Genomic DNA, 17,978 nt, shown 5'->3' with positions numbered 1-17,978 from the left:
GCTAACTAGGATACTAGTTGTTCGTCTAGATTCAATATGGTTAAGGCGTTACTGACACTGGTCGCTAAGATATCAATAGTGCCAGTGCGAAGTGCCCCAAGTAACGCCAATGGTTTGGTATTTTCCGATGCAATCGCAATCACTTCTGAAATCGGTCTGAACTCGTTAATACTCAAACCGATGATACGATCACTCATTACCGTTTTTGCCTCTTTTCCTTGGATATCGAAGAAATCATAGCCAGCAAAATCACCAACAACCCCTTGCTGAGATCTCGATAACAAAACTTCTTCAGCGGTAAACCATCCCAAATCAACCATATAACTGTTTTCACTCATATCACCGATTCCCACTAGGGCGACATCGGCTTTTCGAGCTAAATCTAATGTTTGCTTGACGGTTTCGTTTTGCATAAAGGCTAGCCGTTGCTCCCGATTCACTGCGTATGCTGGCGCGTACAATGTCTCCGACGTACCACCATACTTCTTCGCAAGTTGCCGGCATATATGATCAGCATTGAACGCACCACCTCTAGGGTGAATACCACCAATACTGCATACAAACTTTACATCTCTTGGTGTGATAACCCCGACATGATGTGCCACCTCAGAAACATTGCGTCCTTGACCAACCGAAACGACCATACCGCTGCGTAAACTGCTTGATAAGTAATTGGAGACTAAACCCGCGACTTGCTTACGCTGGAGATCTTCATTTGGCTGATCGAGGGCTATTAACGCGCGTTTAATACCAAACCTTTCCATAAGCCGTTGCTCAACTTTGGTACTAAATACAGGGTGGTATTTCACGGTAATTTCCACGATACCTTCATCTCGAGCTTGTTTTAGCATCCGCCCCACTTTAGCCCGCGATACGTTGAACTTTCGAGAAATTTCTTCTTGTGTCGCTCCATCTTGATAATAAGCTACGGCGATTTCCGTCAATAAATCCGTATCGTTCGAAGTCGAACTGAGTTTTGAACTAGCCATTTCCATTCCTACTTATAGCCTCCCAATGAGCAATTATCATTGTTGAGCAAATGTACACTCCCCTAGCATATGTTATTACCTTTTATTCTGCGAGCAATTTCTCTCTACCATTACATATGCTCAAGAAATATGGTCAGTCTAAATTCACCAAACACCTGCACGTCTGACTCTATCAGCAATCGTCATTTTGCTACTATTTGCTACTAAGTAAGGAATTTCACCATGTATGTCTTCATTTTACGATATAAGTAAAGATAGAATTGACATTCCCAGCTGTTAGGATAATTATACCCATATCATTTACTCAACAACCAAACATATGCTCACATGATGAGAGTAACTGATTATAATTGAGTGACGGCCGTACGGAAGTACTTGAATCGTTGCCGCACGTTAAACAACTGCCTAAACGAAATGAGAAGAGATGATATGAACAATAAATTAGAGCAACTGCGTAAAGTCACCACGGTAGTTGCAGATACTGGTGAAATCGATATGATCAAAAAGTATCAGCCAGAAGATGCGACAACCAACCCATCACTCATCCTAAAAGCGGCTCAGATTCCTGAATACAGCACGTTTATTGATCAAGCCATTACTTATGCAAAAAGCCAAAGTGACGATAAAGCGCAACAATTGATTGATACTGGCGACATGCTTACCGTTATCATCGGTAAAGAAATTCTAAAAACGATCCCTGGTCGAATTTCAACTGAAGTCGATGCTCGTCTTTCTTACGACACAGAACAAACCATCGCGAAAGCACGTAAGCTTATTGGCTTGTACAATGATGCTGGTATCACTAATGACCGTATCCTAATTAAAGTCGCTGCAACTTGGGAAGGGATTCGTGCTGCCGAAGTACTAGAGAAAGAAGGGATCAATTGTAACCTAACTTTACTCTTCTCTTTCGCTCAGGCTCGTGCGTGTGCGGAAGCGGGTGTTTTCCTTATCTCACCATTTGTTGGACGTATTCTTGATTGGTATAAAGCCAAAGAAGGCAAAGAGTTTACGAGCAGTGAAGATCCTGGCGTTGTCTCAGTAAGTAAAATCTATAACTATTACAAAGAGTATGGTTACCCGACGGTTGTTATGGGAGCAAGTTTCCGTAACATCGGCGAGATTCTTGAATTAGCAGGCTGTGATCGTCTAACAATCGCGCCAAGTTTACTTCAAGAGTTAGAAGATTCAAGCGGTGAATTAGAGCTGAAACTTAGCCCGGTAAGCGATACCAAGCCCGCGCCTGCTGCTCTAACACATCCAGAATTCCTATGGGATCACAACCAAGATCCAATGGCAGTTGAGAAACTTGCAGAAGGAATCCGTAACTTTGCCATTGACCAAGGTAAGTTAGAAGCAATGCTTAAAGCTCAGCTTTAATCGGTAACTTTCAAAAACCACTCAAATAAAAAATGCCAATCTAGATTGGCATTTTTTTTCAATTTCATCATAGTAGATAGGTATTAGGAAGGAAGGATAAAAAAGACTTCCACTCGACGATTACACGCCTTGCCACTCTGGGTGGTATTTTCACATGCGGGTACCGCACTGCCGTAGCCACGGACGTAAATATTTTTCAAATGACTAAAGCGTCCAACCACCCATTGTTTGACCGCGTTGGCTCGCTTTAACGATAACGTATCATTGTAGGCCGAAGCACCAGTATTATCAGTATGCCCTTCGATGACCATTTCAACACCTTGATAATTTGCCAGATAACGAGCGACATGGTCTAAAAAGTCTCGCGATTGGTCTGTCATTTTCATCGAATCAAGTTGAAAGTATATTGGTTGTAATAGACGCAGCATGGCATGTTTGCCAGGGATAAGCTCGTAACGAATACTGTTGCGCTCAAAATAATTCATAAGAACCTTGAGCGACCCTTTGACATCATGACTGGCTTTAGATTGATGCGTGGTATTGTTTCGACTTGTTGACGTTGCTTGCGCGGTTCTAGGAAGCGGCGTACTAGAGATTTTTTTTAATCCCATTTGGTCGTTCGATGCAACTCTAGCCACTCGCCCCCACTCTGGATGAGCAACCTCATGATCAAACTTAGGCGCGACATCAAGTTTACTTTTCCTCATATAGCTTGAGTTCTTCATTGAACTGCAACCAGTCAATAACACTATCATTAAGCAAACCATGTACTTCATTATCGTGCACTCTTCATTTCTTCGTCTTATGCTGTATCGGCAAAATTTCGAAAACTTTATAGTTAAATTTTGTAAAACCTTCCTATTTGTTAACATATAGGGATTGCTTCACACCACGCTTTTTAGTCAAATAGCCATGAGTATAATTTAAGGACACTTTATGGATAATAACCAGATTTTCGCGGGTATTTTGCTCGCTATGGGCATAATACTTTTTTATCGTAACTGGAAAGCAAGTCGAGCAGCCGTTGAACATATCGAAGCAGGTACACGTTTTCTTGCAGAAAATGGCCAACGTGACGGCGTCATTACGACAAAAAGTGGTTTGCAGTATGAGATTGTCGAAGAAGGCACTGGTGAGGTTCACCCAAGCAGCGCTTCAAAAGTCACCGTTCATTATCACGGGACGTTGATCGACGGGAGTGTATTTGATAGTTCTGTTGAACGTGGTGATGCAATTATTTTTAAGGTGAGACAAGTAATCAAAGGGTGGCAAGAAGGCTTACAACTGATGGTAGCCGGACAAAAGATACGCCTCTATGTGCCACATAACCTTGCTTATGGCAAACGTGGTGTAGGAAAAGTACCACCAGGTTCCGTACTCATCTTCGATGTGTTACTTATCAACGTACAGTAATCTGCGACGGTTAATTCATCGTATTGCTGTCATATCAAAAAAAGAGCGATGTCCATATAACTGGCTATCGCTCTTTTTTTTATCTATCTTTTAACAAAAACTCTAGTCACCAATAGCATCAAGAAGCGTCTGAGGTGTCTCCCATGTAAAGACACGTTCAGTAATACTTGCGCCACAAGGTGTATCCCAAACCTTTTTCGATGTACTAATACCGCCAAGTCCGCTGTAGTATGCTAAAGCTTCGGTATTTTGCTCGCCTATTTCGACATAGATTCCGGAATCTGGGAAATAACGCCCGATCCATTTAGTCATCTCGACCAAAAGACGCTGGCGGCAACCTTGGCTTTGATACTCTGGAGCCACATTAAGAGATTCGATAATTGAGCCTTTTTCAAAATCATGATTACCGAATGCACAAACAAACCCACATAGGGAGCCATTGTCTTCAAAAACAATAACATGCTGATTCATTGATTGATTTGTTAAGCGAGTTTGCCAAATCATCTTCCTATCATCTTCGACTTCTTTGAGTAAGTAGTCAGCACTCATAATGTCACGATAATAGTTTTTCCAATTCTCAGCTTGCATGCGAGCTATCTGTTCATAATCGCTATACTGCGCGACTCTAAAATCCATTTTTCTTGTCCTTCTAACGTCCTGTTAGCCTGTGATAATTCGAATATCTTGATAAAGGTAATGCAACCTTATGACTTTACCATCAATGCAAATCAAAAGAAGTTGCTTAAAAATACTGTGTCTACGTGTTATTTACAACACACAAGACATCAAATGTGGTGGAATATATAATATATTACTCTTTTATTCAGTCCATTGTTATGTATAAATACGTCGCTTTCAAGATAAAGGCACAATCACCTTGTCCTGATCTGGTGTTACATGGGTTTTATTCTAATATCCAGCTTCGGTGTTTTTCGCTTTAGAACGCCATTCAAACACTAAAAAGATAGAAAATGAGAGAAATATTGCCACCATCGACACGTACAATGTGTTTCTAAAACCATGGTATTGTGCAACTAGGCCTAATATTGACGTACCACACATATTTCCAATCGTCATACAGTTGGTATAAAAGGCCGATAATTTCCCTACTATATGAGGTGCAAAATCTTGTAGTACCGTGACACCTAAACCGGCAAACGTCCCATAGAATAAACCATTTAACAATTGCAAAGCGATAAAGCTCCCATAGCCGTCAAGCCATTCCATCCCTATGTAAAATAACAGACCAAATAAAAAACTTATTCGCATCATTCTTATTTTACCGACTTGTGCAGACCAATGCGCGGCAACGAGCATTACGGGAATTTCGAGCCCTGCGGTTAGACCTAACAGTATTCCTGGTAAGGACACAGGCATATCTAACTCGTCAATCATAAAAATCGGCATCGAATTCAAATAGACCGAATTGGCTAAGCTGGCGAAGAATATCCCGGTTCCCAAAGCCCAAACCGAAAAAGGTATCGCTACTCTTTTCTTGATTGCTTCATGGGAAGTCACATGGTTATCTGATTTAGTTTCAGGTGTCAGTTTCAGTGCCGCAAAAATAAACACGGTAACACTAATGACCGAAGCCAAGATAAAGTTGCTTCGTGTCCCTAAGTACTCCATTGAAGCAAAAGCCAACGTTGGCCCTACCACCCAAACTAAGGACATTGCAGCCCGCATCTGAGAGCTAATACGAGTGCTATTTTGTCCACTACGTTCAGAATAGCGACGAATCATAGCAAACAACAGTGACATTGACGCACCACCAAATGACATAAAACACACACCAACAATCAGTGCTTGCCAAAATTGCGTCAATATTGCGAATGAAAAACCTCCAAGTGCCATAGCAGCAGCACTAAGAAGAAAGAGATATTTGCTATCGACACCGCGATCGCTCATGTTACCCAGTAACTGACTAATTACCATGGTAGATAATGCAGTACTAACCGTATATAAACCAATATAACTGGGTTCGATCTGGAGCTCTTTGACTAAGAAGAGAGCCATAATTGGAATGATGAAAGCGAATGACAATCCCGTTAAACCAATAATGGCGAAGTAGACTCCCGACTCCCCTCTGAACAATTTAGAATTCATAGTTTCTCTTTTAGAAAAACAAAAAGGAGAGCCGAAGCTCTCCTTTTCAGAAAACGGGAACTGCTTACTAATTAAAGTGCAGCTTTTGCTTTCTCTACAAGCACAGCAAATGCTGTTTTATCGAATACTGCGATGTCTGCAAGGATCTTACGATCGATCTCGATAGATGCTTTCTTAAGACCGTTGATGAAACGGCTGTAAGATAGACCATTTTGGCGAGATGCTGCATTGATACGTGCAATCCATAGTTGACGGAATTGACGTTTCTTATTGCGACGGTCACGGTATGCGTATTGACCAGCTTTAGTTACAGCTTGGAAAGCTACGCGGTAAACACGTGAACGTGCTCCGTAGTAACCTTTAGCTTGTTTTAGAACTTTCTTATGACGTGCACGAGCTTGTACACCACGTTTTACGCGAGGCATTATGCTTCTCCTAAACTAAACGAATAAATATACAAAAAAGAATTAAGCGTATGGCAACATACGAACAACACCAGCAACTTCACATTTAGGAAGAATGGCATTTGGACGTAGCTGACGCTTGTTCTTAGTCGTACGTTTAGTCAAGATGTGACGTTTAGTAGCGTGCTTAAATTTAAAACCGCCACCAGTTTTTTTGAAACGCTTCGCAGCGCCTTTATTGGATTTCATCTTAGACATGATGAATAACTCCGCATTGTAGTTAAGTTAATAAACGTGTAATTAGGGCGAATAAAAACCCCGCCGTGCTCCTTTTTATAAAAGGAACAGCAAGGTTCTATTACTTGTAAGCCGTTAATTACTTCTTCTTAGGGGCTAAAACCATGATCATTTGGCGGCCTTCAATTCTCGTTGGGAAAGATTCAACAACTGCAAATTCAGCCGTATCTTCTTTCAAACGATTAAGAACGTCCACACCGATCTGTTGGTGAGCCATCTCTCGGCCACGGAAGCGAATTGTTACCTTCACCTTGTTGCCGTCTTCAAGGAAACCAGTCAGGTTGCGTAGTTTTACCTGATAGTCTCCTACATCAGTTCCAGGACGGAATTTAACTTCCTTAATCTGAACCTGTTTTTGCTTTTTCTTTTGATCTTTAGCTGCTTTAGCCTTCTCAAAAATAAACTTACCATAGTCCATCACACGACAGACTGGTGGTTCCGCATTAGGGCTGATCTCAACTAGATCCATTCCGGCCTCTGCAGCGATATCCATTGCTTCATCAAGTGAAACAATTTTTGAATCATCACCGTCGGTGCCACTTCCACTTAAGCGAACTTCGCTAACGCCACGGATATCGTTGTTAATACGATGCAGTGATTGTTTAGCTGGCACTTGGCCACGTCTTCCACCTTTAATAGTTTATTCCTCCAGATTAAGCTTACGGCTAGAAACTTCGGTTTGAACGTATGAAATAAAGTCGTCCAATTTAAATTTACCTAAGTCCTTGCCCTTGCGTGTACGAACAGCAATTTCGCCGGCTTCCATTTCTTGGTCACCACAAACGAGCATATAAGGTACACGTTTCAAAGTATGTTCGCGAATTTTAAAGCCAATCTTCTCATTTCTCAAGTCCGCTTTTGCTCTAATACCACTTTTTTGCAGTTTTTGTGCAACTTCTTGAGCATAATCAGATTGTTTGTCCGTAATATTCATGACAACAACTTGTTCTGGTGCCAACCACGTTGGGAAGAAACCAGCATATTCTTCAACTAAAATACCAATAAAGCGTTCTAACGACCCTAAAATTGCTCGGTGAATCATCACCGGAACTTGGCGTTCGTTGTTTTCATCGATATAAGTCGCACCTAAACGGCCCGGCATTGAAAAGTCGAGCTGAATAGTACCACACTGCCACGCACGATCGAGACAATCATAGAGCGTAAATTCAATTTTCGGTCCGTAAAATGCCCCTTCACCCGGCTGCAATTCATAGCTCAAGTTATTGGCTTCGAGAGCCTCTTCAAGTGCTTTTTCTGCTTTATCCCAAGTTTCATCGGAACCAACACGCTGCTCTGGACGGGTTGATAACTTAATATCAATATTTTCAAAGCCGAAAGTACCGTAAGTATCAAACACCATTTCAATACAAGAAGAGACTTCCTGCAAAATTTGGTCTTCGGTACAGAATACGTGAGCGTCATCCTGTGTAAATGAACGAACTCGCATCAAACCGTGCAATGAGCCAGACGGCTCGTTACGATGCACAAGGCCAAATTCCGCCATACGATAAGGAAGATCGCGATAGGATTTAAGACCTTGGTTAAAAATCTGTAAGTGACCTGGGCAATTCATCGGTTTAACCGCGTAAGTCCGCTTTTCCGACTCAGTTGCAAAGATCATATCACCATACTTATCCCAGTGACCGGATTTCTCCCACATACTCACATCAAGGATAAGCGGTGCTCGAACCTCTTCATAGTTAAACTTAACCAACTGCTGGCGCATAAAGTTTTCGAGCTCTTTATAGACAGTCCAACCGTGATTGTGCCAAAACACCATACCTGGCGCTTCTTGCTGCATATGGAATAAATCAAGTTGTTTACCCAATTTACGGTGATCGCGTTTGGCCGCTTCTTCTAAGCGAGTTAAGTGCGCCTTAAGTGCTTTCTTATCATGGAATGCTGTGCCATAAATACGTTGCAGCATCTTGTTATCGCTATTACCGCGCCAGTATGCACCAGCCACATTAAGCAACGTAAAGTGCTGACAAAAGCCCATATGTGGTACGTGTGGACCACGACACATATCGATATATTCTTCGTGGTGGTATAAGCCTGGACGATCATCACGAGACACATTTTCGTCTAGGATTTCAATTTTGTAGGATTCTCCACGAGCGTCAAAAGCATCGCGAGCTTCTTGCCAACTTACATTTTTCTTAACGACAGCATATTTGGTTTTCGCCAATGCTTTCATACGAGCTTCGATCTTCTCTAGATCTTCGTCGGTCAGTGACTCTTCTAGGTCGATATCGTAGTAAAAACCGTTATCGATTGTAGGACCAATCGCCATCTTTGCATCAGGGTATAACTGCTTAATTGCATGCCCCAACAAGTGCGCACATGAGTGACGAACAATTTCAAGTCCATCGACGTCATCTTTATTGGTAATAATTTCCAGTGCAGCATCTTGCTCGATGACATCACACGCGTCAGCGCGAACACCGTCTACTCGTCCAGCTATGGTTGCTTTCGCAAGACCAGGACCAATAGATTGAGCGACTTCTAAAACAGAAACAGGAGCATCGAATTGACGTTGACTACCGTCGGGAAGAGTAATAATAGGCATGTGGAATCCTTACAGTGGTGTTGCACACTAAGCAACACTTGCATTTAAAAGTAAATACAGTTGGTAGAACCAACCAATAATAAAAAAAGGAGAACAAATACGAATGCCCTCCGATAAACGAAGAGGTATTTTAAAGCAAATGGTTTAAATGACAATGGATAAATCTTATTTCACCCAAATACACAAAACCCATGACGAATCATGGGTTTTATTTGTCACTCAATTGCTTAAATTAAGCGTCTGCGCGACGAGTTCTGTTTGGGTTATGACCACGTTCACCACGGTAACTACCACGGCTATCACCACCACGGTTACGGTCAAAACGACGCTCTCCGCCGTTACCACCATTACCGCCACGACGGTTATTGTCACGGTTGCCGCCACGATTACCACCACCGCCGTTGCCACCACGAGGAGCTCGGTTTTCACGGAAGTCACTAAAGTCACTAACCACTGCGCTTACGTCTTTTTGGCGAATGCGTAGCTTGCTGAGTTTACGAGTTACATCAGCAGACATGGATTTTGGTAACTGAACAAAGGTATGGCCTGGAGCAAGTTTAATTGCACCGATCGATCCTTTGGTTAAACCAAGTTCATTGGCCAACGCACCAACGATATCTTTAACTTGTACGCCTTGTTCACGACCCACTTGTAATTGATAGGTTTCCCAATCTTGATTACGGTCACGTGAATAGCCACCAGAATCGCGAGAATCACGACGTTCGCTACGACGTGCTTTATCACGAGCGATTTGCGCAATCATTGGATCCTCACCCACATAAAATAGTGGACGTTTACCTTGTTGACGCTTAAGCAAAATCGCCGCTAGAGTTGTTGCATCGATCTCTAAAGATGTTTGCAGCTTTTCAACCAACTCAGAGAATTTGTCTAATGCTTTGTGACCGGTTTCTGACGCAAGTTCTTCGCCTAACTTAATGAGACGCGCTTCAGCAACTTTGTCACGAGCTGGAAGTTGAATCTCTTCCATTGACGAACGAGTAACACGTTCAATAGTACGCAGCATACGAATTTGGTTGGTGCGAACCAACAGAATCGCTTTACCTTTACGTCCAGCACGGCCAGTACGACCAATACGGTGAACGTAAGATTCTGCATCAAACGGAATATCGTAGTTAAATACGTGAGTGATACGAGGCACATCAAGTCCACGAGCAACGACGTCGGTTGCAACAAGAATATCGATAACGCCATTTTTAATATGATCAACAGTGCGCTCACGCAAAGATTGAGGAATGTCACCGTGCAGAGCTGCAGCTTTAAAGCCACGCTCACCTAACCAATCTGCCAAACGTTCGGTGTCTTGACGAGTACGAACGAATACGATTGACGCATCGGTTTCTTCGGTTTCAAGCAAACGCATCATTGCTTCGTCTTTCTCTACGCCTTTAACAACCCAGAATTGCTGCTCTACTTTCGCAACAGTTTGGTTTGTTCCAGCCACATCTACACGAGCTGGGTTACGTAAGAAACGATCAACGATGGTTTTAACCATTGGTGGCATGGTCGCAGAGAATAGTACACGCTGTGCAGTTTCTGGCGCTTTTTCCAAAATCCACGTTACGTCGTCAACGAAGCCCATTTTTAACATTTCATCGGCTTCATCCAAGATGAACGTTGTAACTTCATCAAGGTGTAGACGGTCACGAGTGATCAAATCTTTAACTCGACCCGGTGTACCAACAACAATGTGAGCACCTGCGCGTAGAGCACGCATTTGATCAACGATTGAAGCCCCACCGTAAATCTCAAGAACTTTTAAACCCTTGATGTTTTTACCAAGTAATTTAATTTCTGCTGCAACCTGAATCGCAAGTTCGCGAGTTGGAGCAAGAACGATCGCTTGAGGTTTATGTTGAGCAAGATTGATTTTGTTCAATAAAGGAAGCGAAAATGCAGCTGTTTTACCAGTACCGGTTTGTGCTTTACCGAGAGCATCACGCCCTTCTAAAAGAAAAGGAATGGCAGCGGCTTGAATTGGCGTTGGGTTTACAAATCCCATTGCATCTAATGCAGATAGGACATCTTTGTTTAACGCTAATTCACTAAATTGGATTGTTACTTCTTCTGGCATGGGGTCCCCACTAACTATACGTAAATATCAGGTCCCATGCGCTTCACCATTCCCCATTTAAACTGGGAAAGATACTATTCTAAGATGCAAAGCTACTTACTGAAATACTCCAAAGCGGCTAGGGACGTCTCAAAGGACGCGGATTATTCCCTAATTGCCCTTAAAAAGCCAGAAAAAATTGAATTCCGTCACATATTTTTACTTTTTAGTTGTTATATCAGCGAAAAAGCCCCCGATGCCCAGTTGCGACAGGTACCGCCTACCTCTTTCGGGTAACTTAATTGCTCAAAAGACCCAGATCAACGTGTGAATAAATCGACATTCTTACTATCATTAGTTGACGACCTTTTTCATAAGCACAAATCAAACACCTGATAAGTACACTTTTCGCCGATTAGCTAGTAACATGTGACTCAGTAACCGTTTAGATAGATGTACTTCGCAAGGTTATTGCCCTAACCGGGTAAATTGTCCTAACCGGGTAAATTTTCGTTTTTGGGGAAAGATTACTCCTCATAAAAAATCAAAGGCATACAATACACTAATGTTTCAAGACAACCCGCTACTCGCACAACTCAAACAGCAAATTCAAGAAACCCTACCCAAGAAAGAAGGAACCGTTAAGGCAACTGATAAAGGGTTTGGTTTCCTCGAAGTGGACAACAAAACCAGCTTCTTTATCCCGCCGCCGTACATGAAAAAATGCATGCATGGCGATAAAGTGACGGCGATCATTCGCACAGAGAAAGAGCGAGAAGTAGCCGAACCAGAAACATTGATTGAACCCTTTCTGTCTCGATTTATAGGACGAGTAAAGCTAACAAAAGGCAAACTCAATGTTGTGGTCGATCATCCACAACTAAAGAAGCTCCCATTACGAGCAAAAATAGCCAAAGGGCAGAATCCAACCCATTTCCAAGATAATGACTGGATTGTTGGTCAATTGATTCGTCACCCTCTCAAAAAAGAGGATGATCATTTCTTTGTCGAAATCACGGAAAAAATCACCGATGCCGACGATAAGATTGCGCCTTGGTGGGTAACATTGGCACAAAACGACTTGCCAAATAAAGAACCAGAAGGCATCGATGATTGGCAACTCAAAGATGATGATGCTCTGGTTCGCGAAGACCTAACTCATATTCCCTTTGTCACCATCGATGGCGCATCAACCAAAGATATGGACGACGCTCTCTATGCTAAGAAACTCGATTCTGGTGATTACGAACTGACGATCGCGATAGCCGATCCAACTGCGTATATCACTCCAGATGATGCTATGGATAAAGTCGCGCGCGAACGTGGCTACACCATTTATCTACCCGGTCGAAATATTCCGATGCTGCCTAGAGATTTAGCCGATGAGCTTTGTTCTCTTATCGAAGACACGTTGCGTCCAACACTATGCTGCACTGTTACCATCGCCAAAGATGGTGTGATTGGTGATGATATTCGCTTTTTTGCTGCGAACATAAAGTCTCATGCACGCTTGGTTTACGATCACGTCTCCGATTATTTAGAAAACGGAAAATGTGAACACTGGGCACCAAGTGAAGATATTGCAGGTGTTATTAACGATCTATATGACCTATCACTGGCACGAGCGCAATGGCGAGAGACCAATGCAGTTGTGTTCCCTGATCGTCCTGATTATCGTTTTGAGCTCAGTGAAGACAATGATGTCGTCGCCATCCATGCCGATCTTCGCCGCAGTGCTAATCGTTTGGTTGAAGAAGCGATGGTAACCGCGAATATTTGTGCTGGCCGAATCTTAAAACAGAGCTTCGATTTAGGTGTATTTAATACTCATGCCGGCGTTAAAACAGAAAAGATGGCGGACTTACTTACTATGCTGTCCGACAATGGCGTAGAAGGTCACACCGAAGAGTCATTAGTGACGGTAGAAGGTTTTGCCAAGCTTCGCCGCAGTTTATCCAAGCAAGAGACAAGCTACTTGGATAATCGCATTCGTAAGTACCAAGCCTACAGTGAGGTCGGAAATCAACCGCTACCCCATTTTGCGATGGGCTTAGATGTGTATGCCACTTGGACTTCTCCGATTCGTAAATACGGTGACATGATCAATCATCGAATGCTGAAAGCGCACATTTTAGGTAAAGAGCCTGTCCAAGTACCTGATGAAACCGTGGGTGAAGAGTTAGCTTTACACCGTAAACATCACAGAATGGCAGAACGCAATGTGAGTGATTGGTTATACGCTCGTACTCTTGCCGAAGAGCCAGCTAATGAAACACGATATACCGCTGAAATCTTTGATATCAATCGAGCAGGGATGCGCGTACGACTTCTCGAAAATGGTGCGGCAGCCTTTATTCCTGGCTCTCTCATTGTGGACAACAAGAAGAGAATCGAATGCAACAACGAAATTGGCACTATATCCATCGATAAAGAGGTCGTGTATAAGCTAGGCGGGACACTTGAGGTGGTACTAACCGAAGTGAACCAAGAGAACCGAAATCTCGTTGCCAAACCAACGCAAGCTTTCCCAGAACCAGTAGTCGCGACAGAAACACCAGCCGACTAAATTTAGAACGCTAAGATCAATAAAGGAGGCTTACTTGCCTCCTTTTTTATTTTGTTTTCTTTTATTCCAATTTATCTAACAATCACGACCAAAAATAGGACTTAGGGTCTTTTTCCACTTCACGAATCACTGCGGTAAGATCACCACTGCGCTGAAGATAAGGATATGGCATCCACTCATTTTCTTGGTCGGCAACAAACAGCGCCCACATGCCTTCATCACTATCCCATTCGATTTTTGCCACAGGGCTTAAGTATTCAACATGATGTGAATCGAGCTTATAACACTGCTTATTAAACTGGACTCCATTTGATAAAGGTTCGAAGCAAGACTTACCAAGGGCAACCGGCATGCCTTTATTTCGGCTATGACATAACAATTCAGCACGTCGTTCAACTTGACGTTGTAGCAAATTCACAACTGACATTTACACCTCGACCACAAAGAATCACAATGAACTCTAACGAGGATGCCATAATCATGAATGAAAAAACCTCGCCTATACCTTGATTAGATAATAGCTCGCCTCACATTTCAACATCTTATTTATGAAATCCAGATAATTCGCCACTCCAAGCCTCTTTCTTAAAATACACCGAATTTAATCAACCTTAATGATAAGTGATCGATCTTATTGTCATACTAATAGGATTACATTACGCTATCGCCATGGTAGACGTGATATCGCGACATCTTCCAACACTTTATGACCTTTTATCTGAACAATAGGCACTTTTAATGAGCACAGCCCTTCCCCAGCCGAGCAAACAACGAATGATTGTTGGCTGGTTAATATTAACAAGCGCCATCTTATTTCTCGTCAGTCAATGGCTTCCAGTTTCACCCGTGATTCCCGCTCTATTTTCGTGGCTCAGTGTTGGTCTATTTTGGACTGCGCTCGGACGTTCGGCTCAGCGCCAAGCTGCAATATTGTTGATCATCGGCATTTTGCTCATCGTCTGGTCGCTTGGTTTAGGTGCGAGCCCAGATTGGGTCAAGCTTGCCTCTAGAAATATGCCTCTACTTACCATGTTTGTGGCGGTTTCATTGCTTTCATTAGCAAACCCTACCGAGGAAGCCAAACAACTGCCTAGGGGAAAGTCTGGGTTCTGGTCAACACTATTAAGTAGCCACATACTCGGCGCTGTCATCAACCTCTCGATCGTTTTCGTTGTCGGTGACAGATTGTTGCGAAATGGACGCCTTAGCGATAGCCAAATTCAGGTGTTGATGCGAAGTTTTTGCGCCGCGGCTTTCTGGTCACCTTTTTTTGTCGCCACCGGTGTTGCGTTAACCTACGCTCCAGGTGCCGAGTGGAAGCAAGCGTTCATTCCGGGACTGTTAATGGTTATCCCGATGATGTTGATAAACTATCGTGATACTCGGTTAGCAAAATTTAGCGAGTTTGAAGGCTACCCACTGAAAAAAGACAGTTTGATCATGCCCCTAGTCTTAGCCGTTGGCGTACTTGTCACCCATGAAATTTATCCTGACATCAGTATTCTGACGATTATTACTGTGCTCGCGCCAATGGGAGCCTTGATATTTATGAAAGGGCGGCCACGTAAAGAGATATTGCTTAACTACTTCAATGAGAAGCAAGCCAATGTAAGCAGTCAATTTGCCTTATTTCTCGCAGCAGGCGTCTTTTCGACCGGCATTAGTACTGTGATTAGCTGTTACCCAGAGTTAATGCAGCTTGAGATCGCGTCGTTCTCACCATTAATGTTTATCATCTGCAGTGCCATTATGATTGGCTTTGCGTTAGTCGGCGTACACCCGGTCGTCACCGTTGCGATTGCAAGCCCGTTCTTGATTCCACTCGGCGCAAATCCAAATCAACTCGCGTTTCTATTCTTAACCGTTTGGGGAATAGCCACCGCTTCAAGTCCACTTTCGGGTGTTGGCCTTGCGATGATTAGCCGCTATCAAGCAACGCCGAAGCAAATTTTAAAACTGCAATGGCATTACATGGTACTGATGTGGCTGAGTTCTGGATTGATCAATTGGTTGTGGTTCGCTTAGATCGAGTCGTTATTAACTCAGTGATAGCGACCCTCTGATAACAAAAAACGCCCTGCTTTCCACGATGCTATTTATACATCTAGGGAAACAGGGCGTTTCTGTATGATTGAGGTTACTCAGGACGTAACTTCAAAACCTCATCAATATCCGCGGCTGAATGGCGTTCGAGCAGTTTTTCCCACTCTTCACCAAACGGTTTATTCACAATTCGTCCACGCTGTACCGCTTCACGAGCTTCGATCTGTTTCGCCCAGCGAACGACATTGGTGTACGTATCGACTTGCAAAAACTCTCCTGCATCATACGCTCTACCCAGTACTAAATTTCCGTACCATGGCCACATCGCGATATCGGCGATCGTATACTCTTCACCGGCAATATAAGTATTGTCGGCAAGTTGTTTGTCGAGTACATCGAGCTGACGTTTTACTTCCATCGCAAAACGGTTGATTGGGTATTCATACTTGGTATCAGCATAAGCATAAAAGTGACCAAATCCACCGCCTAAGAATGGTGCTGAGCCTTGAACCCAAAACAGCCAGTTAAAGGTTTGGATTCGAGCATTGCCTTCTTTTGGCATGAAATGACCGAACTTCTCTGCCAAATGAAGCAAAATCGAAGCAGATTCGAACACGTTCACATCTTCATCACCGGATTTATCGACCAATGCTGGAATCTTAGAGTTAGGGTTCACGCCAACAAACCCCGAAGAGAACTGATCGGATTCGCCAATCTTAATAATAAACGCATCGTATTCGGCTTCTTTAATGCCTAACGCTAACAGTTCTTCCAAAAGGATCGTCACTTTTTGACCATTTGGCGTGCCAAGTGAATAAAGCTGTAATGGATGCTCACCGACTGGCAGATCTCGCTCAAATCGAGCGCCCGCTTCTGGACTATTGATATTTGCCCACTGATTGCCGCCCGCGGTATCGTTGACCCAAACTTTTGGTGGTACATATTCTTTGCTCATCGTCTTTCCTCGGATTTAGTCACTGACTGAAATAAACGTTGATAATGATAGTGATACTATTTTGAATGGATTACAACGAATCTTGGAGAGAATTATTGATACGTATTGTTATAAGAAAGAATTAGAAATGATTAATAAAGCTAGGAAAGTGAGTAAAACAGGCTACTTGATCTGAACCGCAGTCACCAGATCAAGTAACGAAATAGCAAGCCATTAGAAATGTAGTTGGATAACCGATTCCACCACGCATCCAGCACGGCGCACACCTTCAATTTCGACGCGAATTTCACGAACCACTTCGAGACCTTTTCTAATCGGCGTTACGCTGACTAAACGACTTCGAGCACGAACGTTATCACCTGCTTTAATTGGATAAGGGAAACGCACTTGATTCAAACCAATGTTGACCACGAGCTTTGCGGTTGGAAACAATGGATTCTCTGGGTTAACCGACTCCGTCAACCTCGGCAATAGCGCAAGCGTTAAGAAACCGTGTGCGATGGTCGATTTATAAGGCGATTCAACTTTGGCTCGTTCTGGATCAGTGTGAATCCATTGTGTGTCTTCTGTAACCGAGCCAAATTGATTGATTCTGCCCTGCTCTACTTCTAACCAATCACCGATATGAATTTCTTCACCAATTTGACTTTGTAGTTGGTCGAACAACACCTGAGCTGCTGGTTTAAGCTCGATAGCCGGTTTAACTTTAATAGTGGTTTCGTGAATCACTGGGCTATGAGTATCTTTCAACCATGTAAAGAGGTGGAAGTTGTTGGTCTTCGTTAAAAGCTCTTCCCAATATTCCTTTACTGCAGGCGGCATCCGTTGCATCAACACATCATGCTGCTTGCTAAGAACTTCACTACGCTGTTTTAAAAGATCCACGACACTCATAATTAACTCCAGTCTCATGATTAAGAATTATCTATTCATAATTTTGAAGCAGTTCACACCAAGACGCAAACACTTTATGGCTTACAAGCGTTAACTGAAACCTTTCTTATCCTTTAAAATCATACAATTAGAAATAAAACACTATTTTATTAAAAACTTATCAATTAGAGTTTTTAATCTAATTTATTTGCCTGTTATGTGAATATCTATCTGCCCAATTAAAACTCTATAGCCCTGAATACAAAGTTGGCGATAAAATGTGCAAACAATTCAAAACAATGAAAAAATAAC

The 17,978-nt window shown here is 42.8% G+C and carries 16 protein-coding genes; 4 read left to right on the top strand and 12 right to left on the bottom strand.

Going from position 1 to position 17,978, the window contains the following annotated elements; genetic code table 11:
* Positions 1-5 precede the first annotated feature (5 nt).
* Positions 6-989, bottom strand: coding sequence for a sugar-binding transcriptional regulator (locus ACXJY6_RS10990; RefSeq protein ID WP_456050284.1), 984 nt, complete (start codon positions 987-989; stop codon positions 6-8).
* 429 nt (positions 990-1,418) lie between these two features.
* Between ACXJY6_RS10990 and tal the strand changes: the two genes are divergently transcribed.
* Positions 1,419-2,369: a transaldolase gene (tal, locus tag ACXJY6_RS10985; RefSeq protein WP_456050283.1), complete on the top strand. Its 951-nt coding sequence runs from the start codon at positions 1,419-1,421 to the stop codon at positions 2,367-2,369.
* A gap of 83 nt (positions 2,370-2,452) precedes the next feature.
* On the opposite strand, the gene ACXJY6_RS10980 is transcribed toward tal, so the two are convergent.
* Entirely contained in the window at positions 2,453-3,076 is a 624-nt protein-coding gene (locus ACXJY6_RS10980) for an OmpA family protein (RefSeq protein WP_456050282.1), read from the bottom strand.
* 229 nt (positions 3,077-3,305) lie between these two features.
* On the opposite strand from ACXJY6_RS10980, the gene ACXJY6_RS10975 reads away from it, so the two are divergent.
* Positions 3,306-3,782 carry a BamJ family beta-barrel-assembly machinery protein gene (locus ACXJY6_RS10975; RefSeq protein WP_456050281.1) on the top strand — a complete coding sequence of 159 codons (477 nt, stop codon included), beginning with the start codon at positions 3,306-3,308 and terminating at the stop codon, positions 3,780-3,782.
* Positions 3,783-3,884: 102 nt separating this feature from the next.
* Here the strand turns inward: ACXJY6_RS10975 and ACXJY6_RS10970 are convergent, their stop codons facing one another.
* The 7 genes from ACXJY6_RS10970 to ACXJY6_RS10940 all read right to left on the bottom strand — a co-directional run bounded on the left by ACXJY6_RS10970 (position 3,885) and on the right by ACXJY6_RS10940 (position 11,250).
* Positions 3,885-4,418, bottom strand: coding sequence for a GNAT family N-acetyltransferase (locus ACXJY6_RS10970; protein ID WP_458768355.1), 534 nt, complete (start codon positions 4,416-4,418; stop codon positions 3,885-3,887).
* A 273-nt stretch (positions 4,419-4,691) separates the two neighbouring features.
* Complete coding sequence (locus tag ACXJY6_RS10965; protein WP_458768354.1) at positions 4,692-5,888, bottom strand: sugar efflux transporter; 1,197 nt, start codon at positions 5,886-5,888, stop codon at positions 4,692-4,694.
* A 71-nt stretch (positions 5,889-5,959) separates the two neighbouring features.
* Positions 5,960-6,313, bottom strand: coding sequence for a 50S ribosomal protein L20 (rplT, locus tag ACXJY6_RS10960; protein WP_456050278.1), 354 nt, complete (start codon positions 6,311-6,313; stop codon positions 5,960-5,962).
* Between the two features lie 42 nt (positions 6,314-6,355).
* On the bottom strand, positions 6,356-6,550 hold the full coding sequence (gene rpmI, locus ACXJY6_RS10955; protein WP_456050277.1) for a 50S ribosomal protein L35: 195 nt from the start codon (positions 6,548-6,550) through the stop codon (positions 6,356-6,358).
* A 118-nt stretch (positions 6,551-6,668) separates the two neighbouring features.
* Positions 6,669-7,202: a translation initiation factor IF-3 gene (gene infC / locus ACXJY6_RS10950; protein WP_456050276.1), complete on the bottom strand. Its 534-nt coding sequence runs from the start codon at positions 7,200-7,202 to the stop codon at positions 6,669-6,671.
* A gap of 27 nt (positions 7,203-7,229) precedes the next feature.
* Entirely contained in the window at positions 7,230-9,158 is a 1,929-nt protein-coding gene (thrS, locus tag ACXJY6_RS10945) for a threonine--tRNA ligase (protein ID WP_456050275.1), read from the bottom strand.
* A gap of 232 nt (positions 9,159-9,390) precedes the next feature.
* The gene (locus ACXJY6_RS10940) at positions 9,391-11,250 is read right to left on the bottom strand and encodes a DEAD/DEAH box helicase (RefSeq protein ID WP_456050274.1); all 1,860 of its coding nucleotides are present in this window, start codon (positions 11,248-11,250) and stop codon (positions 9,391-9,393) included.
* Positions 11,251-11,794: 544 nt separating this feature from the next.
* Here ACXJY6_RS10940 and rnb point away from each other — a divergent pair.
* Positions 11,795-13,795, top strand: a complete 2,001-nt coding sequence (rnb, locus tag ACXJY6_RS10935; RefSeq protein ID WP_458768353.1) for an exoribonuclease II — start codon at positions 11,795-11,797, stop codon at positions 13,793-13,795.
* 82 nt (positions 13,796-13,877) lie between these two features.
* Here the strand turns inward: rnb and ACXJY6_RS10930 are convergent, their stop codons facing one another.
* Positions 13,878-14,222 carry a DUF3024 domain-containing protein gene (locus tag ACXJY6_RS10930; protein ID WP_456050272.1) on the bottom strand — a complete coding sequence of 115 codons (345 nt, stop codon included), beginning with the start codon at positions 14,220-14,222 and terminating at the stop codon, positions 13,878-13,880.
* A 311-nt stretch (positions 14,223-14,533) separates the two neighbouring features.
* On the opposite strand from ACXJY6_RS10930, the gene ACXJY6_RS10925 reads away from it, so the two are divergent.
* Positions 14,534-15,820: a hypothetical protein gene (locus ACXJY6_RS10925; RefSeq protein ID WP_456050271.1), complete on the top strand. Its 1,287-nt coding sequence runs from the start codon at positions 14,534-14,536 to the stop codon at positions 15,818-15,820.
* Between the two features lie 112 nt (positions 15,821-15,932).
* Here ACXJY6_RS10925 and yghU read toward each other — a convergent pair whose 3' ends face one another.
* Together yghU and ACXJY6_RS10915 are read right to left on the bottom strand one after the other, a co-directional pair.
* Complete coding sequence (yghU, locus tag ACXJY6_RS10920) at positions 15,933-16,793, bottom strand: glutathione-dependent disulfide-bond oxidoreductase (protein WP_456050270.1); 861 nt, start codon at positions 16,791-16,793, stop codon at positions 15,933-15,935.
* Between the two features lie 213 nt (positions 16,794-17,006).
* The gene (locus ACXJY6_RS10915; protein ID WP_458768352.1) at positions 17,007-17,687 is read right to left on the bottom strand and encodes a MaoC family dehydratase; all 681 of its coding nucleotides are present in this window, start codon (positions 17,685-17,687) and stop codon (positions 17,007-17,009) included.
* Positions 17,688-17,978 lie beyond the last annotated feature (291 nt).

The sequence above is a fragment of the Vibrio phycocola genome (genome assembly GCF_054404255.1).
The sequence above is the reverse complement of the archived record's forward strand: the minus strand, read 5'-3'. Positions and strand labels throughout refer to the sequence as shown.

Coding starts and splice junctions, on each gene's coding strand:
- rpmI (WP_456050277.1), bottom strand. CDS start 6,550: ATGTCTAAGATGAAATCCAATAAAGGCGCTGCGAAGCGTTTCAAAAAA.
- rnb (WP_458768353.1), top strand. CDS start 11,795: ATGTTTCAAGACAACCCGCTACTCGCACAACTCAAACAGCAAATTCAA.
- ACXJY6_RS10925 (WP_456050271.1), top strand. CDS start 14,534: ATGAGCACAGCCCTTCCCCAGCCGAGCAAACAACGAATGATTGTTGGC.
- thrS (WP_456050275.1), bottom strand. CDS start 9,158: ATGCCTATTATTACTCTTCCCGACGGTAGTCAACGTCAATTCGATGCT.
- rplT (WP_456050278.1), bottom strand. CDS start 6,313: ATGCCTCGCGTAAAACGTGGTGTACAAGCTCGTGCACGTCATAAGAAA.
- yghU (WP_456050270.1), bottom strand. CDS start 16,793: ATGAGCAAAGAATATGTACCACCAAAAGTTTGGGTCAACGATACCGCG.
- ACXJY6_RS10970 (WP_458768355.1), bottom strand. CDS start 4,418: ATGGATTTTAGAGTCGCGCAGTATAGCGATTATGAACAGATAGCTCGC.
- ACXJY6_RS10965 (WP_458768354.1), bottom strand. CDS start 5,888: ATGAATTCTAAATTGTTCAGAGGGGAGTCGGGAGTCTACTTCGCCATT.
- ACXJY6_RS10930 (WP_456050272.1), bottom strand. CDS start 14,222: ATGTCAGTTGTGAATTTGCTACAACGTCAAGTTGAACGACGTGCTGAA.
- ACXJY6_RS10975 (WP_456050281.1), top strand. CDS start 3,306: ATGGATAATAACCAGATTTTCGCGGGTATTTTGCTCGCTATGGGCATA.
- tal (WP_456050283.1), top strand. CDS start 1,419: ATGAACAATAAATTAGAGCAACTGCGTAAAGTCACCACGGTAGTTGCA.
- ACXJY6_RS10940 (WP_456050274.1), bottom strand. CDS start 11,250: ATGCCAGAAGAAGTAACAATCCAATTTAGTGAATTAGCGTTAAACAAA.
- ACXJY6_RS10915 (WP_458768352.1), bottom strand. CDS start 17,687: ATGAGTGTCGTGGATCTTTTAAAACAGCGTAGTGAAGTTCTTAGCAAG.
- ACXJY6_RS10980 (WP_456050282.1), bottom strand. CDS start 3,076: ATGAGGAAAAGTAAACTTGATGTCGCGCCTAAGTTTGATCATGAGGTT.
- ACXJY6_RS10990 (WP_456050284.1), bottom strand. CDS start 989: ATGGCTAGTTCAAAACTCAGTTCGACTTCGAACGATACGGATTTATTG.